Annotated in this window: 20 protein-coding genes; 10 read left to right on the forward strand and 10 right to left on the reverse strand. The window is 71.4% G+C overall.

The features are described 5' to 3' along the window. Positions 1–96: 96 nt before the first annotated feature. The 3 genes from ACFT9I_RS14835 to ACFT9I_RS14845 form a co-directional block, all read right to left on the reverse strand. Positions 97–2,628: an FtsX-like permease family protein gene (locus ACFT9I_RS14835; protein ID WP_382564205.1), complete on the reverse strand. Its 2,532-nt coding sequence runs from the start codon at positions 2,626–2,628 to the stop codon at positions 97–99. Further along, positions 2,625–3,452 carry an ABC transporter ATP-binding protein gene (locus ACFT9I_RS14840; RefSeq protein ID WP_382564207.1) on the reverse strand — a complete coding sequence of 276 codons (828 nt, stop codon included), beginning with the start codon at positions 3,450–3,452 and terminating at the stop codon, positions 2,625–2,627. Before ACFT9I_RS14840 ends, ACFT9I_RS14835 begins: the two co-directional genes overlap by 4 nt. A gap of 210 nt (positions 3,453–3,662) precedes the next feature. After that, positions 3,663–4,379, reverse strand: coding sequence for a hypothetical protein (locus ACFT9I_RS14845; RefSeq protein WP_382564208.1), 717 nt, complete (start codon positions 4,377–4,379; stop codon positions 3,663–3,665). 340 nt (positions 4,380–4,719) lie between these two features. On the opposite strand from ACFT9I_RS14845, the gene ACFT9I_RS14850 reads away from it, so the two are divergent. Next, the gene (locus ACFT9I_RS14850; protein WP_382564209.1) at positions 4,720–5,718 is read left to right on the forward strand and encodes an ATP-binding cassette domain-containing protein; all 999 of its coding nucleotides are present in this window, start codon (positions 4,720–4,722) and stop codon (positions 5,716–5,718) included. Continuing rightward, a complete protein-coding gene (locus tag ACFT9I_RS14855) occupies positions 5,715–6,506 on the forward strand; it encodes an ABC transporter permease (protein WP_382564212.1) in 792 nt (263 codons plus the stop codon). The genes ACFT9I_RS14850 and ACFT9I_RS14855 overlap by 4 nt, the downstream gene beginning before the upstream one ends. On the opposite strand, the gene ACFT9I_RS14860 is transcribed toward ACFT9I_RS14855, so the two are convergent. From ACFT9I_RS14860 to ACFT9I_RS14875, 4 genes are all read right to left on the reverse strand, one after another. Beyond that, on the reverse strand, positions 6,487–9,624 hold the full coding sequence (locus ACFT9I_RS14860) for an ATP-binding protein (protein WP_382564214.1): 3,138 nt from the start codon (positions 9,622–9,624) through the stop codon (positions 6,487–6,489). The two genes, ACFT9I_RS14855 and ACFT9I_RS14860, sit on opposite strands and share 20 nt — an antisense overlap. Before the next feature lie 63 nt (positions 9,625–9,687). Next, positions 9,688–10,404: a VIT family protein gene (locus ACFT9I_RS14865; protein WP_382564217.1), complete on the reverse strand. Its 717-nt coding sequence runs from the start codon at positions 10,402–10,404 to the stop codon at positions 9,688–9,690. Positions 10,405–10,531: 127 nt separating this feature from the next. Next, a complete protein-coding gene (locus tag ACFT9I_RS14870; protein WP_382564220.1) occupies positions 10,532–11,959 on the reverse strand; it encodes an ATP-binding protein in 1,428 nt (475 codons plus the stop codon). Then, on the reverse strand, positions 11,956–12,690 hold the full coding sequence (locus ACFT9I_RS14875) for a response regulator transcription factor (protein ID WP_382564221.1): 735 nt from the start codon (positions 12,688–12,690) through the stop codon (positions 11,956–11,958). The genes ACFT9I_RS14870 and ACFT9I_RS14875 overlap by 4 nt, the downstream gene beginning before the upstream one ends. Positions 12,691–12,881: 191 nt before the next feature. Between ACFT9I_RS14875 and ACFT9I_RS14880 the strand changes: the two genes are divergently transcribed. From ACFT9I_RS14880 to ACFT9I_RS14890, 3 genes are read left to right on the forward strand one after another with little or no spacing between them, the layout of a single operon-like run. Then, positions 12,882–14,231 carry a ferric reductase-like transmembrane domain-containing protein gene (locus ACFT9I_RS14880; protein WP_382564224.1) on the forward strand — a complete coding sequence of 450 codons (1,350 nt, stop codon included), beginning with the start codon at positions 12,882–12,884 and terminating at the stop codon, positions 14,229–14,231. An 11-nt stretch (positions 14,232–14,242) separates the two neighbouring features. Then, positions 14,243–14,677, forward strand: coding sequence for an FMN-binding protein (locus ACFT9I_RS14885; protein WP_382564226.1), 435 nt, complete (start codon positions 14,243–14,245; stop codon positions 14,675–14,677). Beyond that, positions 14,670–15,437, forward strand: a complete 768-nt coding sequence (locus tag ACFT9I_RS14890) for an FAD:protein FMN transferase (RefSeq protein WP_382564228.1) — start codon at positions 14,670–14,672, stop codon at positions 15,435–15,437. The genes ACFT9I_RS14885 and ACFT9I_RS14890 overlap by 8 nt, the downstream gene beginning before the upstream one ends. Before the next feature lie 281 nt (positions 15,438–15,718). Here the strand turns inward: ACFT9I_RS14890 and ACFT9I_RS14895 are convergent, their stop codons facing one another. Continuing rightward, positions 15,719–16,333, reverse strand: coding sequence for a TetR family transcriptional regulator (locus ACFT9I_RS14895; RefSeq protein ID WP_382564230.1), 615 nt, complete (start codon positions 16,331–16,333; stop codon positions 15,719–15,721). Between the two features lie 107 nt (positions 16,334–16,440). On the opposite strand from ACFT9I_RS14895, the gene ACFT9I_RS14900 reads away from it, so the two are divergent. The 4 genes from ACFT9I_RS14900 to ACFT9I_RS14915 all read left to right on the forward strand — a co-directional run bounded on the left by ACFT9I_RS14900 (position 16,441) and on the right by ACFT9I_RS14915 (position 19,641). Beyond that, positions 16,441–17,448, forward strand: coding sequence for an alcohol dehydrogenase catalytic domain-containing protein (locus ACFT9I_RS14900; protein ID WP_382564231.1), 1,008 nt, complete (start codon positions 16,441–16,443; stop codon positions 17,446–17,448). Between the two features lie 20 nt (positions 17,449–17,468). Continuing rightward, on the forward strand, positions 17,469–18,071 hold the full coding sequence (locus ACFT9I_RS14905; RefSeq protein WP_382564233.1) for an NADPH-dependent F420 reductase: 603 nt from the start codon (positions 17,469–17,471) through the stop codon (positions 18,069–18,071). Positions 18,072–18,181: 110 nt separating this feature from the next. Then, positions 18,182–19,264 carry an alkene reductase gene (locus ACFT9I_RS14910; protein ID WP_382564234.1) on the forward strand — a complete coding sequence of 361 codons (1,083 nt, stop codon included), beginning with the start codon at positions 18,182–18,184 and terminating at the stop codon, positions 19,262–19,264. 29 nt (positions 19,265–19,293) lie between these two features. Beyond that, positions 19,294–19,641, forward strand: a complete 348-nt coding sequence (locus ACFT9I_RS14915; RefSeq protein WP_382564236.1) for a VOC family protein — start codon at positions 19,294–19,296, stop codon at positions 19,639–19,641. 194 nt (positions 19,642–19,835) lie between these two features. Here ACFT9I_RS14915 and ACFT9I_RS14920 read toward each other — a convergent pair whose 3' ends face one another. Further along, entirely contained in the window at positions 19,836–20,675 is an 840-nt protein-coding gene (locus ACFT9I_RS14920) for a DUF5707 domain-containing protein (protein WP_382564238.1), read from the reverse strand. Between the two features lie 336 nt (positions 20,676–21,011). Further along, positions 21,012–22,010 (reverse strand): helix-turn-helix transcriptional regulator, encoded by a 999-nt coding sequence (locus ACFT9I_RS14925; protein ID WP_382564240.1) that lies wholly within the window; start codon positions 22,008–22,010, stop codon positions 21,012–21,014. A gap of 108 nt (positions 22,011–22,118) precedes the next feature. Between ACFT9I_RS14925 and ACFT9I_RS14930 the strand changes: the two genes are divergently transcribed. Then, positions 22,119–22,874, forward strand: coding sequence for an NIPSNAP family protein (locus ACFT9I_RS14930; protein WP_382564241.1), 756 nt, complete (start codon positions 22,119–22,121; stop codon positions 22,872–22,874). Positions 22,875–22,917: the final 43 nt, after the last annotated feature.

Raw genomic sequence — 22,917 nt, forward strand, 5'->3', positions numbered from 1 at the left:
GGAGGGGTTGGTCGTACGCCTGGCGCTGCAGCCTTACGCGGAAGTACGCACGCGGCCGCCCGACGCGGTGCGCAGTAGCCGCTCCGTACGAACGCGCTACGACCAGCGGCGCAGTACCGCCCGCGCCGGCAGCGTGATCGCGAGCAGGGTCAGACCGCCGGCGGCGGCTACGAGGGATCCGTACAACAGCGGTGGTACGTACGGCAGTTCGCCGGTCGTACCGCGCATCATCGGGATCAGCGTGGCCGCGGCGATCGCGGAGCCGAGGACCACGCCCACGGCCGCGATCAGCAGGCCCTCCCAGTGGAGCATCGTCAGCACCTGGCGCCGGGTGGAGCCGACGAGGCGCAGCGTGCCCAGCTCGCGGCGGCGGTCGAGGACCGTCATCACCAAAGTGTTGACGGCGGCGACGGCCGCGAAGCCGCCGAGAACCGCGGCCATGGTGTTGTTCAGCCAGGCGCCCAGCTTCGCGTCGAGGCTCTTCTCGGTGGCGTAGCCGGAGGCGTCGGTGACCTGTCCCAGGGCGGCGAGCGACTTCTCCGAGCCGCCGTGAACGAGCAGCGTGCTGTCGAAACCCGAGGTGACGTGCCCCGTCAGGGCCGCCCGGTCCATGGTCACCGTGGCCAGGCCGAGACCGCGGCCGTAGATCGCGACGATCTCGGGGTCGGCCTTGGTGCCGTCGGGCAGGTGGAGCGGGAGCCGGTCGCCCACGCCGACGTCCGCCGAGGCCGCCAGGCTCTTGTCGATGGCGATACGGTTCCCGCCGAGCCGGTCGAGGCTGCCCTTGCTCACGTCCAGGTCCTGCACCTTCGCGAGTTCCGCGCCGGAGCCGGTGACCCCCTGCGTCGCAGCGCCCTGCAGCGACGTGAACTCGCCGGAGCCGATCGGCACCAGCACCTGTGTGTTCAGCAGGCCGACGGCGGCGTCCACGCCCGCTGCGCGGGCGGCGTTCGCCGCCGCGTCCACCGGGAGCCCGGCCGGGTGCGTGACCACGTGGTCGGCGGTGATGCCCGCGCGCAACTGCTTGTCGGCGATGCGGCTCTCGCTCGTGTACATGAAGACGAGGGTCGACGCGAAGGCCACGGCGAGCACGATCGGAGTGATCGCGGAGGCCAACCGGCGGGCGTTGGAACGGGAGTTGGCGGCGGCCAGTGACGCCGACGCCCCGGCGCCGCGCAGCGGGAGGCCGAAGAGGCCCGCGCACAGCCGTGCCACCAGTGGGCCGAGCAGCGCGACGGCGAGCATGAAGAGCATGACGACGCCGAGGGCGGCGCCGGCCGCGTCGTCCCCCGTGGAGCCGGCCGAGACACCGGTGAGGATCGTGCCGCCGACGAGGGCGGCGATGCCGAGCATCGTACGGATCACGCCCGGCCGCAGCCGCTCCACCGACGCCTCGCTGAGCGCCTGTCCCGGCTTGATCTTCGCGGGCCTGCGCCCGGCCGTCCAGCCGGCGCCGAGCGCGGTGAGCAGCCCGATGACGACGGCGCCGAGCAGGGGAATCCCGGAGACATGCACCTGTACCGCCTCCGGGATCGCGCCCCGGTCCCGCAACTGACCGAACCACCAGTGCGCGAGCCCGATGCCGGGCAGGCAGCCCAGGATCCCGGCGAGCGGCGCGATGAGCAGTGCTTCGGAGGCGACCGCGCGGCGGATCTGCCGGGGGGTGGCGCCGACGGCGCGCAGCAGCGCGAACTCACGGGCCCGCTGGGATACCGACAGGGCCACGGTCCCGGCCGCGGTGAAGATCGCGACGATGGCGGCGATGCCGCCGAAGGAGCCGCCGATTCCGAAGAGCGTCACCTTGGCGGAGGCGAGGCCCGGGTCCTCGACGGCGCCCCGGTCGTCGCCGGTGTGCACACCGGCGCCCGAGCCGGCCAGGGCCTTCTTCACGGAGTCGGCGAGAGCGTCGGCGTCGGTGCCGTCCTTGGTGCCGTCCTTCGCCAGCACGGCGATGGCGTCCGCCTTGCCGGGGTGGTCGGCGAGCGTGGGGGCCTGGGTGTCGGCGAACCAGGCGATGGCGTCCCCGGTGTCGGTATCGCGGGTGGTGCCGGTGTCGCGGGTGGTGTCCGCGGGCCCGGCCTCGGCGACGCCCGCGACGCGGAAGTCCTGCCGCCCGGAGGCGGTCTCCAGCGCGACGGTGTCGCCGACGCCGGCCTTCGCCGCGCGGGCCGTGGCCGCGTCGAACACGACCTCACCGTCGCGGGGCGCGGAGCCGGTGGTCAGCGCCGTACCGGTGAAGGCGTGCGAGCCCCAGCCGTGGCCGGTGAGCGCCTCGCCGCCCTGCCGCACCGGGAAGGTGAAGTCCGCGACGGCGGTGGCCACACCCGGCGCCTCGGCGGCCTTCGCCGCCAGCCCGGCGTCCAGACGGGCCGTGTCCGGCAGCGGGACCGCTTCCTTCTCGCGGTCCTCGCCGCTGCCCGTGACGACGTAATCGTACTGGTCCGCCGCCGCGACCACCGGCGCCTTCGCGTACCGCTCCGGCGGCACCGACGCGCGCAGACCGGTCTCAAGCAGGATGCCGCAGGCCGTGACGATCAGCGCCGACATCATCAGCGCGACGAAGGTCCCCGCGAAGGACGAGGGCTTGAAGCGGACGGCCGAACGCGCGAGTCCGTTGGGGAGCCTCATGCCGCCGCACCCGCCATCGCGCCCGCGTGGGAGGTACGGGCGGTGAGCGCCGCCATCCGAGCCGCGATCTGCTCCGCCGAACCGCGCTCGAGTCCGCCCGCGAAGGCGCCGTCGGCGAGGAAGAGCACGTGGTCGGCCCAGGTGGCCGCGGCCGGGTCGTGGGTGACCATGACGACCGTGGCGCCGAGGGTGTCCACCGCGTGCCGGAGCAGGCCGAGGACCTCGGCGGCGGTCACGGTGTCGAGGGCGCCGGTGGGCTCGTCAGCGAACACCACGTCGGGGCTGGTGACCAGGGCGCGGGCGACGGCGACGCGCTGCTGCTGGCCGCCGGAGAGTTCGCCGGGCCGGCGCCGCGCCTTGTCGGCGAGCCCGACCTGCGCGAGCACCGCGGCGGCCCGGCCGCGGTCCTGGCGCTCCCCGGCGAGCCGCATGGGCAGCAGGACGTTCTGCTCCACGGTCAGCGACGGCAGCAGGTTGAAGGCCTGGAAGACGAAGCCGAGGCGGCTGCGGCGCAGCTCGGTGAGCTGGTTCTCCTTCATGTCGGTGATCTCCGTACCGCCGAGGCGCACGGATCCTTCCGTCGGCCGGTCGAGCCCGGCGGCGCACTGCAGGAAGGTGGACTTGCCGGACCCGGACGGGCCCATGATCGCGGTGAACGTGCCACGCGGGAGGGCGAGGTCGACGCCCGCGAGCGCCTGCACGGAACGCGCGCCCCGGCCGTACTGCCGCCGGACACCGCGCAGTTCGACGGCGAGACCGGGTGTGGCGGCCGGGGCCCCCGGCCGGTCGTCCGTCTGCTGTCGCTTACCGCTGCCTGGCCTCATGTCCTGCCCTTCCGCGTTCTTCTCGTGCTGACGGAACGCAGAGTGCGGGGACGGCCGCGCGCCGGGCGTCATACCCGGGAGCCAATGTGGATCTCGTACCGCGGTAGGGGGTGGAGCGGGGCGCGGCCCCGGGGAGGGGGCGAGCAGCGCGTCGCCCGAGACCACGACGCGTACGGCCGGCCGTGATGAGATCGGCCGGCGGTGCGTCCTTCAGCGACCTGCTCCGGTGCCCGTGCGACAAGGCGTCCACCCGCTTGGACGTGGCTGGAAGGGGTAGCCGATCCCCCCGATTTCCTCAGCCACGTCCGACAGGCCGGTCGCCGCGTTCAACGACGAGACGAGTGCGGGGGTCAGCGGTCGCAACGCGTATACGTGGCGCACCGCTTCGAGGTTCACGGGGACCTCGTAGTAGTCCTCGGCGAATCGCTGGTACGCCTCGGGGGAAGGGTCCGCGAGGAGGTGGAACAGCCGGTTCGCGCCGTCGGGGTCGTCGTAGCCCGCCGGGAAGTCAATCGTTCCGTGTCTCCACCGGGTGTCAGCCGTCTCGCGCCATATGCAGGCCGTCACGACCGGCACATGGTCTTCGTCGGTGAAGGCGGGTTCCTCCACACACGAGCGAAAGGCCGAGGGAACACCGTCGATCACGCCCGGCCAGACGTCACCGTCATTGGCGTACGGACTCATCGGCGCCTCGTGGTCGAAACCGCGCATGTAGGCGCCTGCCGACGAGAAGACGATCGAGTACTCGTCCCCCGAGCCGTTACGCATCGAGGCCATCTCCTCACCCTCGGCCCAGGCGGAGTTGAAGGAGTAGTACCGGTACTCCCACTCAGGGCTGAGGATCGCATCGAGCACCGCCAAGGAACGGGACAGGCTCCGCAGGTCACCAATGGCAGGCAGTCGGCGCGCCACGTCGTATGAGGTCATGCACCCCATCCAATCCGCTGCCTCCGACAGCCGGTGTCTCAACTGGCGCGTTCACCAGGGCCGTCGTCGCACCGGGACAAACCCGCGCCGACCGGGCTGCCTACGTCGCGCGGGCGGCGTGCCAGACCCAGGTGGGCGTGGCACGCCACCACCGCCATGGCCACCGCCATGGCCATCCGGGCTCTCCGGAGTTCCGTAATCCCGGCCGTTGTCCAACGGCCCCCGCACGCCGAGCCTCCGGAGAGTCGGCGCACCACGGCGACTTGTGCCAGCCCCTGTTTCAGAGCGCTGAGAGCATCTTGAAACAGCGTTGAATGCGGCCTGTCGCAGTCTCTGCGGCATGACGACAACGACTTCACACCCACTCGCCATCGCGGCCAACGGGCTGCGCAAGGCTTACGGGGACAAGACGGTCCTCGACGGCATCGACCTCGCGGTGCCGGCCGGCACGGTCTTCGCGCTGCTCGGCCCGAACGGCGCCGGCAAGACCACCGCCGTCAAGATCCTCTCCACTCTCATCACCCCCGACGCCGGCGATCTGCACGTCGGCGGCCACGACCTCGCCGCCGACCCGCAGGCCGTACGCGCCGCGATCGGCGTCACCGGACAGTTCTCCGCCGTCGACAACCTGATCACCGGCGAGGAGAACATGCTCCTCATGGCCGACCTGCACCACCTCTCCCGCGGCGAAGGCCGGCGCACCGCCACCGAGCTCCTGGAGCGGTTCGACCTGACGGAGGCGGCCGAGAAGCCCGCGTCCACCTACTCCGGCGGTATGAAGCGCCGCCTGGACCTTGCCATGACGTTGGTGGGCGACCCGCGGATCATCTTCCTCGACGAGCCGACCACCGGCCTCGACCCGCGCAGCCGCCACAACATGTGGAACATCATCCGCGGGCTGGTCGCCGGCGGCGTCACCGTCTTCCTCACCACCCAGTACCTGGAGGAGGCCGACGAACTCGCCGACCGCATCGCCGTACTGAACGACGGCAAGATCGCCGCCGAGGGCACCGCCGCCGAGTTGAAGCGGCTCATCCCCGGCGGACATGTCCGGCTCCGCTTCACCGACCCGGCCGCCTACCAGGGCGCGGCCGAAGCCCTGCGCGAGGCCACCCGCGACGACGAGGCACTGTCACTGTCCATCCCCAGCGACGGCAGCCAGCGCGAACTGCGCTCCATCCTCGACTGGCTCGACTCCGCCGGGATCGAGGCGGACGAACTGACCGTGCACACGCCCGACCTCGACGACGTGTTCTTCGCCCTGACCGGCACCGCCACCGTCCCCGACCAGCCGAGCCGGCCGAGCCGGCCCAACCAGTCCAAGGAGAACGTCCGATGAGCGCCTTCTCTCTCGCCGTCCGCGACTCGAACACGATGCTCCGCCGCAACCTCCTGCACGCGCGGCGCTACCCGTCCCTCACCCTGAACCTGCTGCTCACGCCGATCATGATGCTGCTGCTCTTCGTCTACATCTTCGGCGACGTGATGAGCGCCGGCATCGCCGGCGGCGGCGCCGACCGCTCCGACTACATCGCCTACGTCGTCCCGGGCATCCTGCTGATGACCATCGGCAGCACCGTCATCGGGGCCGCCGTGTCCGTCTCCACCGACATGACCGAGGGCATCATCGCCCGCTTCCGCGCCATGGCCATCCACCGCGGCTCCGTGATCATCGGGCACGTCGTCGGCAGCGTCCTGCAGGTGCTTGCCAGCCTGGTCCTCGTCGGCGCCGTCGCCGTGGCCATCGGCTTCCGGTCCACCGACGCCACGGTCGTGGAGTGGCTGGCGGCGTTCGGGCTGCTCGCACTCTTCGCCCTGGCGCTCACCTGGATCGCGGTCGGTATGGGCCTGGCCAGCCCGAACGCCGAGGCGGCCGGCAACATGGCCATGCCGCTGATCCTTCTGCCGCTCATCTCCAGCGCCTTCATCCCGGCCGACACCATGCCGGGCTGGTTCCAGCCGATCGCCGAGTACCAGCCGTTCACGCCGACCATCGAGACCCTGCGCGGCCTGCTGCTCGGCACCGAGATCGGGAACGACGGATGGATCGCGATCGTCTGGTGCCTGGCTCTCTCCGCCCTCGGCTACTACTGGTCCAAGGCACAGTTCAACCGCGACCCGAAGTAACCGCCATGACGGCGCGGGCAGCATCCCGCAACTCGTCCCGCACCAGGGCGGCGTACTCCGACACCGCGTCGGCGTACGCCGCCCCGTCGGCGTCCTCGGCCGCCTCCCGGGCACGGTCCGCCGACATCGTCGGCTGGAACTCCCGTAGCACCCGCAGCCGTTCTGCCAGCGCGAGCATCCGTACGCCACCGGTGTCGCCTGCGGCGAGCCCCGCCATGCCCAGCGCGTGCAGCACCGTCCCGACCACCGGGAGTTCCACGAACGAGTGGGCCGGAGTGGCGAGCAGGGTCCCCAGACCCCCGCGCAGCCGTTCGGCTGTTTCCGCGACCAGTTCAAGACGGCCGGCGTGCGCGTGCGCCGTCACCGCCGCCGACTGGATCTGCAGCGCCCACGGGTCGAGCCAGAGGTCACCGCTCTGCGTGGAGCCGGCTTCGGGCAGCCGCTCCACGGCGCCGCGCCACAGGCCGAGCCCGACTTCGGTCAGTCCACGGGAGAGCGCGATCTCGGCGCGTCCGCCGACGCCGGGACTGTAGAAGGCGACCTGCTGCGAGGCGTTGTGGCTCTCGGCCTGCCGCAGCCAGTACTCGGCCTCGTCCGGGTCGGCGCGCTGCAGGCAGGCGAGGACGAGGAGCCAGCGGACGAAGATGTAGTCCTGGCCGTCGTTGAGCCGCGGCAGCACCTTGAGCACCGCCTTCAGATGCCCGTACGCCTCCTCGCCCTGCCCCGTCCGCACGTACAGCTCGCTCAGCCGGGCATGCCCCATGAGTTGCATGGACGGATTGTCGACGGCGGCCAGTGCGGCGACCGCCCGGCGGGCCGAGGTGAGCGCGCGGTCGATGTCGTGCTCGTACTCCCAGATGTAGGTGGCTATGGACTCGGTGACGCCCGCGACCAGTGGCTGCTCGCTGTCGCTGAGCCTTCGCAGCACCTCGTAGTCGGGAGGCAGCATCTCGGGGACCGCGCTCAGCACCACCGCGCTGGCGCGCAGCAGCGTGTCCGGCGGGGCCGGGGGCAGCCGCCGGAGGGTGACGAGCTGGCGTATGGCGCGGGGGCCTTGGCCCATGAACAGGTTCGCCGTGCACAACACCGCGGCGGAACGGGCGACTTCGACGTATTCGGGCTCGGGGTGGTAGTGCGAGAGCGGCGGGCCGGTGTCCGCGGCGAGGGCGGCGAGGCGGGGGAAGTTGGAGTCGGTGGACCACAGAGAGGCGAGGACGGCGGTGAGGGCGGCGAGGGTGGGGCCGTCCGTACGGGCCAGGGCGTGCCGCAGGGCCAGCACGAGGTTGTCCTGCTCGGCCCTGATCCGCACCCAGGCCGCGAGCGGTTCCGAGCCGAAGAACCAGTCGTGGTACGTGACCCCGAAGTCCCTTGCCCAGGTGAGGAACCGGCCGACGGCCTCCTCGTCCTCGCCCGCCTCCGTGCACCGGGCCGCGCTGAACTCCCGTACGGTCTCCAGCATCCGGAACCGTACGCCGTCCGGGGTGTCGGCGACGGTGATCAGCGACTGATCGGCCAACTGCTCCAGCAGAAGCAGTGCGTCCGCGCCGAGGACGTGCTCCGCCGCCTCGCCCGAGAGACCGCCGGGAAAGACGGACAGCAGCCGCAGCGCCGCCCTGGCTTCCTCCACGAGGAGGTTCCAGCTCCACTCCACGACCGCGTACAGCGTGCGATGGCGCTCCGGTGTGTCCCGGGCCCCGCCGCGCAGCAGCGCGAACCGGTCGCCGAGGCGGCGGGTTATCTCCGGCACCGAGAGCACCCGCACCCGCGCCGCGGCCAGCTCCACGGCGAGCGGCAGCCCGTCGAGGTGGCGGCACAGCTCGGCCACCACGTCAGGCGGCAGCTCAACTCCGGGGCGGGCGGCCCGCGCCCGCTGTGTGAACAGCTCGACGGAGGTGTCGAGACCGAGTTCCGGCAGCGCGTACACCGCCTCCGACATGAGACCGAGAGGGGCCCTGCTGGTCGCGAGCACCCGCAGGTCCTTCGAGGACGAGACCAGTGCGCGCACGAGGTCGGAGGCGCCCCGTACGACCTGCTCGCAGTTGTCCAGGACCAGCAGTGCGGGCCCGGGGCCGAGCACGCCGAGGATGCCGGACACCTGGGCGGCCGGGCCGTGGCCGCTCCCGGCGCCGGGCCGGCCCTCGCCCGTGCCGAGCGCGGAGGCCACCTCCGCGGCCACGTCCGCGTCCGCGGTGACGCCGGCGAGCTGTACGAAGTACACCACCCGCTGCTCGGCCCGGCGGCTGACGGCGTGCGCGATCCGGGTCTTGCCGAGGCCGCCGGGGCCGACGACGGTGACGGCGCGGGAGGTGCGCAACAGCGCCTGGAGCGCGGCGATGTCCTCGTCCCGGCCGAGGAGCGGGTTCGGCTCGTGCGGCACGCCGCGTCTGACCGTCGGTGCCTCGCCGCGCAGCAGTTCCTGCTGTACGGCCTTGAGTCCGGCGCCCGGATTCGTACCCAGCTCGTCGCGCAGCTCACGGCGGTACGTCTCGTACCGCGCCAGCGCGGCGGACGGGCCCGCTGTCGCCGCCTCGCCGCGCAGCAGCTCGGCGAGCACCTCCTCGTCGCGCGGATTCTCCGAGGCGGCCATGTCCAGCGGCCCGGCCGCCTCCGCGTGCCGTCCGAGGCGGGCGAGCGCGAGCGCCCGCGCGCGGACGAGGGTCCCGCGGACGGGGGCGCGCTCGTTGCGCAACACGGTCACGGGGTCGTCGGTGCCCCCGGCCCCGTCGGGAGTGCCCTCCCACAGCACGAGCCCGGCCTCGGCCGCGGCGAGGGATCCCGCGTAGTCCCCGGCTCTGGCCCGGTCGGCGCTGACGGCGGCGTGCAGCAGCAGGGCGGCGGCGTCGACCTGGTCCTCGGCGAGGGTGAGCCGGTATCCGGTCGGCGTGCTCGCGATGACATCGGCGCCCAACTGCCCCCGCGCCCGGGACACGAGTACCTGTACGGCCCTTCCCGGCCGCTCCGGCAACTCCTCCGGCCACAGCCCTGCCACCAGCCGCTCGGTGCTGCAGCCCGTACGCAGGTCGCCCGCGAGCAGCGCGAGGAGACCACGGAGCCGGGGCGCCGTGACCTCGTGCCCGCGATAGGCGACACGCGGCAACAGGGTCAGGTCGGTAGTCACCCGTGCAGATTAGCCAAGGCGCCGGCCGGTCGAACTTCCTCCGCCGCCGGACCGGGGACGTGTTCAGCCGCCGGCCGAGCTGATGGCCAAGCCCACGACGTAGGTGACCGCCATGGCGAGTGCCCCGCCGAAGACGTTGCGCAGCACCGCCCGCCTGGGCGGAGCACCGCCAAGGCGGGCGCTGACCGCGCCCGTTGCCACGAGTACGACGAGGACGGCGACGGCCGTGACGACCACCCGTGACGACGCCGGCAGCAGCAGGATCACCAGCAGCGGCAGCAGCGAACCGACGGTGAAGGACACGAAGCTCGCCCCCGCCGCCTGCCAGGGGCTCGTCAGCGATTCCGGGTCGATCTTCAGCTCGGCGTCCGCGTGCGCGGCCAGCGGATCCCTCGCCGTCAGCTCCTCGGCCACCTCCCGTGCCAGCGCGGGCGGCAGGCCTTTCGCCTCGTACAGCCCCGTCAACTCGTCCAGCTCAGCCTCCGGAGTCTCCGCCAGTTCCCGCGCCTCCAGCCGCAGCGAGGCGCGTTCGGAGTCCCGCTGGCTGCTGACGGAGACGTATTCGCCCACCGCCATCGACATCGAGCCGGCCAGCAGTCCGGCCAGCCCCGCCGTCAGCAGCGCGCTGTGCGAGGTGGTGGCGCCGGCCACACCGATGACCAGGCCCGCCGTGGACACCACACCGTCGTTCGCGCCCAGTACGGCGGCCCGCAACCAGTTCAGCCGTCGTCCCATGGACCGGCCGTGCGGCTCGTCGTGCCCGCTCGCCTGTCCCGTCATCTGCCGGCCTCCAAGAGGGAACGGGCCACGCCGACGCCACCGGTTCCTGCTTCAGGCTGTCAGCCGCCCGCTTGACGGTGCGTCAGCAACACGCTGGTGGTGGCGCGCCCGGCCCCGCACGCCGGTGTCAGGCGGCCGGGAGTGTCAGGCGGAAGGCGGTGTGTCCGGGGCTGCTGGTGACGGTGACGGTGCCGCCGTGGGCGGTGATGACGGCGTGGACGATGGCGAGGCCGAGACCGGTGCTTCCGGTGCTTCGGGAGCGGGAGTGGTCGGCGCGGACGAAGCGGCCGAAGACCTCGGGCCGGAGTTCTTCGGGGATGCCTGGTCCGTTGTCGCTCACGCTCACGGTGGTGCCGGCCCGATCGGTGCTGAGAGTGATGGTCACTTCGGTGCCCGGCGGTGTGTGGGTGCGGGCGTTGGCGAGGAGGTTGCCGACAGCCTGCTGGAGCCTGTGGGCGTCGCCGGTGACGGTGACCGGTTCTTCGGGGAGATCGAGGAGCCAGCGGTGGCCGGGGCCGGCGGCGCGTGCGTCGTCGGTCGCGTTCAGGATCAGCAGGGTCAGATCGACCGGCTCGTGTTCGAGGGGGCGTCCCGCGTCCAGGCGGGCGAGGAGGAGCAGGTCGTCGACGAGGCGGGTCATGCGCCGCGACTCGCCGTCGATACGTTCCAGGGCGCGGCGGACTTCGGCGGGGACGGCGCCGCGGTGGCGCAGGGCGAGTTCGGCGTGGCCGCGGATGTTGGCGACGGGGGTGCGCAGTTCGTGGCTGGCGTCGGCGGCGAAGTGCCGGAGCCTTTCCTCGCTCGTCTGGCGCTGGGTGAGGGCGTCCTCGACGTGGCCGAGCATGTGGTTGAGGGCGGTGCCGACCTGGCCGACCTCGGTACGGGGGTCGGTGTCGGGCAGTGGTCCCGGCATGGCGATCTCGCCGCTGGCGAGCGGCAGCCCGGCCACCTCGGCCGCACGGGCGGTGACCCGCTGGAGGGGGCGCAGGGACGTCCGTACCCACAGGGCCCCGGCGATGCCGGTGACCGCGAGGGCGGCGCCGAAGAGTATGGCTTCGACCGCTTCGAGGCGGTGCACGGTCTCTTCCACCGGGTGGAGGGGCAGGCCGGTGATGAGGGTGTCCTTGTCGTCGCCTTCGACGGCGGTGACGCGGTACGCCCCCAGGGTGGAGAGGTGGATGCTGTGTCCCTGTCCGTCCACGGGAACTCCCGCCAGGGCACGCCGGTCCCCGGAGGTGAGCCGCAGGGGGCGGTCGATCGCGTCGTCGACGACGGCGGCCTCGGTGACGGCGCCGTTCAGCAGGCGGGCGCCGACGGTCGATTCGGACTGACCGCGCGTGTCGGGGCGGTTGTCGGCGTCGGGCACCGCCTCGTGCTCCAGGCTGGCGGCGAAGCGCCCGCCGGACGCGGTGAGTTGCTCGTCGAGGCGCCCCATCAGGAAGCCCCGGAGGGAGAGGGCGGTGATGATGCCGACGGCGAGGCAGGCGAGGGCGAGCAGCAGGACGAGTCCGGCGGTGAGCTGGCCGCGCAGGGTGCGCGGCGGCAGCCGCCTCATGAGGATTCCGGTTTGAGTACGTAGCCGACGCCGCGCACCGTGTGGATCATCGGGGCGCGTCCGGCGTCGATCTTCTTGCGCAGGTAGCTGATGTAGAGCTCCACGACATGGGCCTGGCCGCCGAAGTCGTACGCCCAGACCCGGTCGAGGATCTGGTCCTTGGACAGCACCCTGCGCGGGTTGCGCATGAGGAACCGCAGGAGTTCGAACTCGGTGCGCGACAGATCCACGACGGCACCGCCGCGTCTGACCTCTCTGGCGTCCTCGTCCATCGCCAGGTCTCCGACGGTCAGCCGGTCCTGGCCCGGCCCGGTGGCCATGCCGGCCCGCCGGAGGAGTCCGCGCAGGCGGGCCAGGACTTCTTCCAGGCTGTAGGGCTTGGTGACGTAGTCGTCGCCGCCGGCGGTGATGCCGGCGATGCGGTCCTCGACGGCGTCGCGGGCGGTCAGGAACAGTACGCACACGCTGGGCGCCTCGCGCCTGAGCGCGCGCATGACGTGCAGGCCGTCGAGGTCGGGCAGCATCCAGTCCAGGACCACCGCGTCGGGCCGGAAGTCGCGGGCGGTGGCGAGCGCGGTCGCGCCGTCGGAAGCGGTGCGGACCTGCCAGCCCTCGGCGGTCAGGACCCCGGCCAGGACCTCGGTGACATCGGGCTCGTCGTCCACGACCAGCACCCGCACGGGCGCTCCGTCGGGGCGGTGCGGAAGGGATGTCGTACGCGACTCGTCCATGGTTTCTTCAGCATCCCCCGCCGGGGGCGGCCGACGGGTGAGCCGTAGCTCTGAGTTTCCTCTGAATCGGCCCTGAGGCACGCCCGGGGCCCGGTCGGCGGGCGGTTTCAGAAGGTACGCAGAGGTTGGGCTGTGAGGCTGGCGCCCGTCGCCGGAGCCAGTTCCCTGTCCGGCTCATCCGTAGGAGCCTCATGACCACCACGTACGCGAGCCGCGGGCTGCGCCACCGGCGTCCGCGCCGAAGTGCCGTGCCTCTCCTGGCGCCGCTGGTGATCTGGGTCGGCGCGGCGGGGGTCCTCGCCCTGTGGTGGAGCGACACCACCTCGGTGATCGGCCCGGCGGGCTGGCTCACCGGGGCGGGACGCATCACCGGGCTTCTGGCCGGTTACGCCTGCGCGGTCCTGCTGGCACTGATGGCCCGCGTGCCGCTCCTGGACCACACGATCGGCACGGACCGGCTCGCCCGCTGGCACGCCCTGGGCGGCCGCTGCACGGTCTCCCTGGTCCTCGCCCACACCCTGCTGATCATCTGGGGCTACTCACTGGCCTCGCACACGGGCGTGGTGAGCCAGACCTCCACGCTCGTCCTGAACTACCCCGACCTTCTCAAGGGCACCGCAGGCTTCCTGCTGTTCCTGGCCACCGGGGTCCTCTCGGCCCGCGCGGCCCGCCGCAAGCTGAGTTACGAGACCTGGCACTACCTCCACTTCGCCACCTACCTGGCCGTGTTCCTCACCTTCGGACACCAGCTCTCCAACGGAGCCGACTTCGTCGGCAACGGCGCCGCCCGGGCGGCCTGGTACACGCTCTTCCTCGGCGTCGCCGCGCTGGTCGCCTGGTACCGCTTCGCCGTCCCCGTCCGGCGTGGGCTGCGCCACCGCCTGCGTGTCGCCGCGGTCCACCCCGAGGCACCGGGCGTGGTCTCCGTCCACCTCACCGGCGAGCGTCTCCACGAACTGGGGGGCGAGCCGGGGCAGTTCCTGCGCTGGCGGTTCCTGACCCGCGGCCTGTGGTGGACCGCCAACCCCTACTCGCTCTCCTCCCCCGCCCACCCCCACCACCTGCGTATCACCGTGAAGACCGCCGGTGGCCACAGCGCCGCGCTCGCCCACCTCGCGCCCGGCACCCGGGTGTGGGCGGAGGGACCGTACGGCGGCTTCACCGCGAACCGCCGCACGGCTCCCAAGGTCCTGCTCCTGGCCGGTGGCGTCGGCATCACCCCCCTGCGCACGCTCTTCGAGACGCTGCCGGGCCAGGTCACCCTCGTCTACCGGGCCCGCAGCCCCGACGACCTCGCCCTGCGCGGCGAGATCGACGCCATAGCCGCCCGCCGGCAGGCCACCGTGCATTACGTCGTCGACGAACCCGCCGGGCACTCCTCACCCCTCACCGCCCGGGGCCTGACCACCCTGGTGCCGGACCTGGCCGCACACGACGTCTACGTCTGCGGCCCGCCCGGCATGACACAGACCGCCGTCCCGGCCCTGCGCGAAGCCGGCGTCCCGGCACGGCGCATCCACCACGAGTCGTTCGCGTTCTGAGGACAACCGCCATGCGCCGAGCCATCCTCGTCACCACCGGAACCAGCGCCCTGATCGTCGCGCTGCTCGCCCTCAAACCGCACCAACTCCCCACCCTGGCAGGGGTCGCACCACGTTCCGCCGCGTCCTCCTCGTCGGGGACATCGGGTACGTCGGGGGCGTCGGCGGGCACGGGCACGTTCACCGGGGATCCCGTCGACACCCGGTACGGAACCGTGCAGGTCGCCGTCACCCTCTCCCAGGGAAAGATCACCGCCGTCGAGGTGGTCCGGGCCCCGGACCAGAACGGCCGCGACCAGCAGATCAGTTCCTACGCCCTGCCCCGCCTGACCCAGGAGGCGATCGGCGCCCGGAGCGCGCACATCGACGCCGTCTCCGGAGCCAGCTACACCAGCCAGGGCTACATCCAGTCCCTGCAGAGCGCATTGGACCAAGCCCATGCCTGACATCGCACACGGACTGCGCCATGTCGAACACGTCATGGGCACCGTCTTCTCCTTCGACATCCGCGACAAGCCCACCACCGCCATCCACGACGCGCTCGCCGAAGCCGTGCGCCAACTGCACGCCGTTGACGCCGTGTTCTCCACCTACCGGCCAGACAGCCACATCAGCCGCCTCGGCCGGGCCGACATCCGGCTGGACGACTGCCCTCCCGAAGTCCACGAAGTCCTGTCCCTCTGCGCGGGAGCCGCCGACGTCACCGACGGCTGGTTCAGCACCGCCCCCGGCGGAACCCTCGATCCCTCGGGCCTCGTCAAGGGCTGGGCCACCGAAGCCGCGTCCCAACTGCTCAGCGAAGCAGGCGCGCACCACACCTGCGTCAACGGCGGAGGCGACCTCCAGCTCCGCGGCCGGGCAGCCGCCGGCACTCCGTGGCGTATCGGCATCACCCACCCGCTGCGCCCCGGCGAACTGGCCACCGTCATCACCGCCGGCCACGACCTGGCCGTCGCCACCTCCGGCACCGCCGAACGCGGCGCCCACATCCTCGACCCGCACAGCGGCACACCCGCCACCGCGTTCGCCTCCCTCACCCTCGTCGGGCCCCGGCTGACCACGACCGACGCCTACGCCACCGCGGCGTTCGCCAGAGGCGACGGCGCACGGGAGTGGCTGGAGACACTGGACGACCACGAGGCACTCGCCGTACTGCCCGACGGCCGGGAATGGCGCACATCAGGATTCGGCAGATACGGATCATGAGACGGCACGTCGGCGCAGGCCCTGACGGCGGTGCACGTCGTCGTCCTCGGCCACGGATCCGGCCTGGTCACCCCACGAGGTGACAGACACGCACAACAGCCCCGCACGCCGAAACGCCATGCGGGGCTGCGTAGTTACGGCCTGCGGGCGTGAACACGCCCCACCATCAGGGCGGTTCAGGTCTGCTCCCCCTGGGCGGGCTGGGCCGCCGTGAAGGCGAGCATCGCGACTGCGCCACCGGACCGTCCGTACAGACCAACACCTCGGCCGGCGCGAACAGTTCATCGCGTCTCGAGCGCCTGGCCGCGGCCGGCCCGCAGGATCTCGTCCGACAGCTCGGGCTCGACGTGGCGTACGGCGCGGGCGAGCATCAGCGCGCCGACCATCTCGCTGAGCAGGCGGACGGCCCTGTCGCGGGCCTCGCCCGGGTCGAGCTCCTGCCCCTTCTCCTCGGCTTCGCGCAGGAACTCGGCGGCGAAGCCGGTGAGGTAGCCCTCGACGCCTTCGGCGTACGCGCTCTGTACGGCTTCGCTCTGCCGACCGGCGTCGGTGACCAGGGAGGCGGAGGGGCAGCCGCCGTCCTGGGCGTCACGGTGCGCGGTGGACAGGTAGCCGGCGACAACCTGCTCCAGCGGGGAGCCGGCCTCGCCCGGACCGTCCTCGATCGTGCGGGCCAGGCCCCCGAGCGAGGCGGCGAAGGCGGCGCCGCACACCTCCACGGCCAGATCGTTCTTGGAGGCGAAGTGGTTGTAGAAGCCGCCGTGGGTGAGCCCGGCTTCCTTCATCAGCTCGGCGATGCCGACCGCGTCGATGCCCTGCGAGCGGAACATGCGGCCTGCCGCTTCGAGGATGTTCTGCCGGTTTCTGGCCTTGTCCTCCTTGGTGATCCGCGGCATGGCCGTCCTCTCGCGTCGCTCTCGACTTGACCTTTTTGATGACGACTCTCATCATAACAAGAGTTATGATGATGCATGTCATTAATACTTTGCGGAAGGGGAAAGCCATGCGCGCCATCACCCACGACCGGCACGGAGATGCCGGGCAGGTACTGCGCCTGGGCGAGCGACCGGCCCCTGCCGCACCCACCGCCGGGCAGGTGCGGGTGCGGGTGCTGTCCCGCCCGATCCACCCCGGTGACCTGGCGGGAGTGCAGGGGTTTCCGGGTGGGCCGGCGCAGCGGTTCACCACCCCGCGGATCCCCGGCGTGGAGGGGACGGGTGTCATCGAGAGCGTCGGCGAGAGGGTGCAGGACCTGCGCCCCGGTCAGCGGGTGGCGTTCTTCCCGGTGCCGGGCGCGTGGGGTGAGCTCGTCACGGCGCCGGCCGATCTTGTGGTGCCGGTGCCCGAGGGCGTCAGCGACGAGACCGCGGCCTTGATGCTGGTCAACCCGCTCACCCTGCTCACCTTGCTGCGGGCGGTCGAGGACGCCCAGCACGGCCGGGCCGGGCCGGTGGTGCAGACGGCCGCCGGTTCGTCGGTGGGAAAGCTGGTCAGCGCCGCAGCGCTGAAGCACGGCATCCCGCTGGTCAATCTGGTCCGCGGCGCCACCGGCGCGCAGGCCCTGCGGCAGCGCTTTCCCGGGCTCGCGACGATCTCGACGGCCGACGCGGACTGGCGCACCCAGGTCCAGGACGCGACCGGCGGCCGGGGCGCCCAGGTCGTACTGGACGCGGTGGGCGGATCCCTGACCGGTGAACTGGCCGCACTGCTCGCGGACGGAGGCACGCTGATCACCTACGGGCAGCTCGGTTCCGGCAGCACGCCGCTGGAATCGCTCGCGCTGACCCCGCGGGCCCTGACCGTACGAGGCGTGTCCATCGGCCGGTGGATGACCCGTACACCTGAGGAACGGGCCGAGGACGTCGCGTTCGCCGCCCGGCTGGCCCTGACCACCCCGGAGCTTTTCGAGGTCGCCGCCCGCCACGACCTCGCCGACTTCGCGAAGGCCGTCGACCATGTCCGCCGCCCGGGCAGGAGCGGAACCGTCCTGCTCACCAGCCCCGCCTCCTGAACCCAACGAAGGGCACCGCCATGAAGATCGGAACCCTCGGCGCCGGAACCGTCGCCCAGGCCATCGCCCGCCACGCGGTGGCCCACGGCCACCAGGTCGTACTGAGCAACAGCCGCGGCCCCGCGTCCCTGGCCGGCCTCGCCGAAGACCTCGGACCGCTCGCCCGCGCCGGCACCGCGAAGGAAGCCACCGCGGCGGAACTCGTCGTGCTCGCGGTCGGCTGGCCCCAGATCCCGGACGCGGTGGCCGGCCTGCCGCCTTTCGACGGGCGCATCGTCATCGACGTCACCAACCATTTCGAGTCCCTGCCCCCGCAGATGAGGATCGCCGACCTGGGCGAGCTGACCGGCAGCGAATACGTCGCCTCGCTGCTGCCCGGCGCCCGCGTCGTCAAGGCGTTCAACACCCTCTACGGCCAGTACATCGCCGCCGACCCGCGCCACCGGGCCGGCCGCCAGGTGCTGTTCCTCGCCGGTGACGACACCGACGCCAAGACCACCGTCAAGGACCTCACCGCGGAGTTCGGGTTCGCCCCCGTCGACCTCGGCTCCCTGCGCGAGGGCGGACGCCTCATGCAGCTCGGCGGCCCACTCTCCGGCCTCCACGCCCTCAAGCAGGACTGAGCCGGACTCCCCCGGCCCATTCCTCGCCCGTTCCCCGCCCATTCCTCGCCGATTCCCCGCCCATTCCCTCCCCTCCGTCTCATCCGACCCTCGGCACAAGGAAGTTACGCATGACCACCCAGCCCCTGCTGCAGCCCGTCCGCCTCGGCGCGCTGGAACTGCCGAACAGCGTCGTCATGGCCCCCATGACCCGCGCCCGCGCCCAGAACGCGGAACTGGCCCCCACCGACCTGATGGCGACCTACTACGCGCAGCGTGCCGGCGCCGGCCTGATCGTCACCGAGGGAACCTGGGTCAGCGCCGACGCGATCGGCTTCGTCAACGTCCCCGGCATCTACACCGACGCGCAGGTCTCCGGCTGGGCGAAGGTGACCGGAGCCGTCCACGAGGCGGGCGGGCGGATCATGTCCCAGTTCGGCCACGTCGGCGCGGCCTCCCACCCCTCCCACCTCGGCGGGCGCCTGCCCGCGGGCCCCTCGGCCGTCAACCCCGGCGAGAAGTCCTTCACTCCCACCGGCCCGAAGGACACCCTCACGCCGCGCGCCTACACCGCCGCCGAGATCGCCGACACCATCGCCGACTACCGCCGTGCGGCCCAGAACGCCCGCCGCGCCGGCTTCGACGGCGTGGAACTCCACGCCCAGGGCTCCCACCTGATCCCCCAGTTCCTCAACCCCCGCCTCAACCGGCGCACCGACGCCTACGGAGGCAGCGGCGAGAAGCGCGCCCGGTTCCTCCTCGACATCCTGGAAGCCGTCAGCGACGTATGGGGCGGCGACCGCGTCAGCGTGAAGCTGTCCCCCGGCTGGACCAGCGGAACCGCGTTCACCGCGGACGAGGAGACACTGGCCGACTACGACTCGCTGCTGAAGAAGCTCAACGACAGCGAACTGGCCTACCTTCACCTGCTGGGCACCCCCGTCGCCGCGAAACGCAACGCCGTCTTCTCCCGCTACCGCGCCCACTACCAGGGCAACATCGTCGCCAACCTCGGCTTCAGCCAGGAAGCCGGCAACGACATTCTCCAGGCCGGGATCGTCGACGCGGTCTCCTTCGGCGCCCCCTTCATCGCCAACCCCGATCTGGTCGAGCGATTCACCCAGGGCCACCCGCCGGCCGAAGGAAACCGGGACACCTACTACGCCGGTCACACCGAGGGCTACACCGACTACCCCGCTTTCGCCGCCAACTGAGAACCGCCGACCGAGAGAGGGAGATTCCCGTGAGCAGCAATATCCGAGCGATGATCGCAAACGTCGAAGTCGAGAACCTTGAGGAAGCGATCCCCCTCTACCAGGACCTGGCCGGGACCGCGGAAGTCCGCCGATTTCCTTACCGCGAACTGGAGTTGGCACTCGTAGGACCGTTCCTGCTCTACTCCGGCCCGCTGGAGAAGTACGTCTCGCAGAACGGGACCGTCCTCGTCGAATCCCTGACCCCCGTCCTCGACGCCCTGGCCAAGGCCGGCGCCGAGATCATCGACGAACCCGAGGAGGTCCCCAACGGCACCAGAATCCTCGCCCGCCACCCGGACGGCTCCGTCTTCGAGTACCTGCAACCCCGCGCCTGAGTCGTGACGCCGGCGGAGGAGTGCGGGTATCGCCGGTGGCGGCGGCCACCCCGCGGCTCGTATGGAGGTGGGGCGGCCGCCGCTTTCCCGCGTAAATCCGTGGATCCGCCGGTCCGTTGATCCGCCGGTCCGTTGATCCGCCGGTCCGTTGATCCGTCGGTCCGTTACGGGCCCCGCGCCTACGGGGCCATGGGCTACTTCACGTCGACGTAGTCACCCGCGGCGCTGACCGTCGCGGTGGACGCGATACCCGCGTAGGTGAAGCGGTAATAGCCGTCGGCGGACGCCGTGACCGTGGTCTTCAGCGCGCCGCCCGTGGTCGACTTGATGCCCTTGACGTTGGTGTAGTTGGTGGTGCCCGCCTTGCGGAACTGCAGCACCACCGACTGGCCGCTGAGACCCGCGTACTTGTGCGACTCCCAGTCGGCACGGGTCAGCGCGCCGGTGACCGTGATGGTCTTGCCCTTCACCACCGGCTCGGGGGCCGCGTTGACCGTCAGCTTCGACATGCGCTGCAGGCTGAAGCCCTTGGCGTTGTCCTTCTGGACGTAGTCGAGGTCCGTGCCCTGAGCGAGCGCCCAGACCTTCCAGCCGCCGGCCAGCTTGTTCACCAGGTCGTAGTTGGCGTCGACGGTGAAGGAGTGCGTGCAGGTGGAGGTCGTGTCGTCGACCTCGGTGCAGACGGCCTCCTCCTCGTTGGGCACCCCGCCCCCGTCGAGGTTGTCGAAGGTCGAACCGTGCCACAGCACCGCGGTCGCCCATTCGATGCCCGAGTCGTCCGTGGCGGTGAAGCTGACCGTGAAGGTCTTCTTCGTGGTCGTACCCATGACGACGGGCTTGCCGCCGTTCACGACCACGTTCGAGATTGTGGTGTCTCCAATGACGTCGTCGGCCGGGTCGATCGCCGCTTCCGTCTCGACGCTCTTCGTGAACGAGGAGACGCTGTTGCCGTCATCCGCCTGCGCCGCCGGGACGGCGAGAGCGGAGAGGGCCAGGGCGCCTGTCACTGCGGCGACAGAGGCACGAATGCGCATGTGTTTCCCCACGTTTGAGAAAGGGGCGCGCGGGACGGCTCTGTTGCATGCTTCCGCGGCGCCCGATCCAGTCATTCTCTGGAGTCTGCTGACTCCAATGATCAGACATGGAGACCCAGTGAATGGTTGTGCGACTCCGTGAAACTTCTTCTCGTACGCGTTTATGCGAGTCATTACAGAGTCCGTCACCCATAGCCATCCACCGACCGCGGGTAACGAATTGGGAATTACAGATTACGGCTCAAGGAATTCCGTACGTCGACTTGATGAACGTCGACTTGCTGGAGGTCGACGTGCGGCGGGGCAACAGACAGAGACCAGCGCCAGGTACCCCTGTCACGCCCCGGTCCCACCGGGGCAGCTGTGCGCGTAGGTCCGGGCGAGGGCGCACGCCGTGTCAGCCATGAGCTGACGCAGTTCTTCCGGCGCGACGACCTCGACATCGGCACCGAGCCGCAGCAGTTCGCCACACGCGTGCTCGGTGCTCTCGGTCGGGATGACGGCCTCGCTCCAGCCGTCACCGCCAACTGCGCCTGCCGTGGCGTCGAATGCCCGTACCACCTCGGCGGGGACGTTGGCAGCCAGCCGCTCGCGCCCCCGGGGAGACAGCCGGATGGTGGCGGTGCCCGTGTAGCGACGTGTTTCGAAGCCGTCCAGGTAGGACGACCAGTACTCACCCAGGACGAAGTCCTCCGGCCGTTCGAAGCGCTCATCGCTCAGAGCCGCGTCGAGAACCTGGGTGATCCGGTAGGTGGCGGTCCGGCCCCCGGCCGCCGCCACGAGATACCAGGTACCCGACTTGAGCACCAGGCCGTAGGGATACAACCGCCGCTCCACCTCTCGCGGTTCGCGCCAACGGCGGTACCGCACGTCCACCGCTCGCCGGCTGAACACCGCGTCGACGAGCAGGGGCAGATACGGGGTCGCCTCGGCTTCCCGGTACCAACCCGGAGCGTCCAGATGGAAGACCGCGTCGGTCCGTGTCGCCTCATCGCGCAGGTCCGCGGGCAGAGCGGCCAGCAACTTCAGCCGCGTCGCGGCCACTTCGTCGGCGAGCCCCAGATCGGCGGCGGGCGTGGGCAGTCCCGTGAGGAACAGCACCCTGGCCTCGCGCTCGCTCAACCCGGTCAGTCGGGTGCGGTAACCGTCGAGCAGCTGATAGCCGCCGGTACGGCCCTGCTCGGCGTAGACCGGGACGCCGGTGGCCTGAAGACGATCCAGGTCGCGGTAGGCGGTCCGTACGGAGACCCCCAACTCATCGGCCAGCCGTCGCGCCGACATGCGGCCACGGGTCTGGAGCAACAGCAGCATCGACAGCAAGCGGTCGGCGGACATGCCGAGGATTCTGCTCCGAAACACTGACAGGTGGTGGCACACCTGGGTCCTACCGTCGGTCCAGGTCGGTCCACCCGGCTCGAAGTGCGAGAAGGAACGGAGTACGCCGTGCCCGGAACCGACCCCGTCGGCCACCCTGCTGTGATCGAGCTGCGCCAGTACACCCTGCGCCCCGGCCGACGGGACGAGTTGATCGAGCTGTTCGACCGGGAGTTCGTCGAAACGCAGGAAGACACCGGAATGATCGTGCTCGGCCAGTTCCGCGACCTCGACGATCCGGACCGTTTCGTCTGGCTGCGCGGCTTCGAGGACATGGAGGCCCGGCGGGCGGCCCTGTCGGCGTTCTACGGCGGGCCGGTCTGGGCCGCGCACGGCCCCCAGGCCAACGCCACCATGCTGGATTCCGACAATGTCCTGCTGCTGCGGCCCGCACCGGCCTGGCGCGCGCCGGCCTGGCGAGGCTTCGCGGCGACCCCGTCCGAACGGCGGCGGCCAGGCGCCGCGGCACCGCACCGCTTCGTGGCGGTCGCACTGTGGCACTTCCCTCCGAACACCCACAGCGGCAGCGAACTGATCCAGGACGGCCTCGTCCCGCTACTGCGGCAGACAGGGACCGCACCATTCGCCGTACTCACCACGGAGACGGCAGCCAACACATTTCCCAGGCTTCCGATCCGTACCGGGGAGAACGTCGTCGCGGTCCTCACCTCGTACCCGGACGAGAACGCCCACCGCCGCCACCTCGCCGACGCGATGGCCCAGTCCCTCGTACGGAACGAGATTCTTCCGGGCATCGAGCGGGCGCAGACCGCGGCCCCTCAACTCCTGCGGCTGGCGCCCACCGTCCGCTCACTCATCGGCTGAGGAACGGGGGCGGTGAGTCCCCTTCGGCGTCAGGCCATCGACC

This window comes from Streptomyces sp. NPDC057137 (genome assembly GCF_042670825.1).
Classification (GTDB): Bacteria; Actinomycetota; Actinomycetes; order Streptomycetales; family Streptomycetaceae; genus Streptomyces.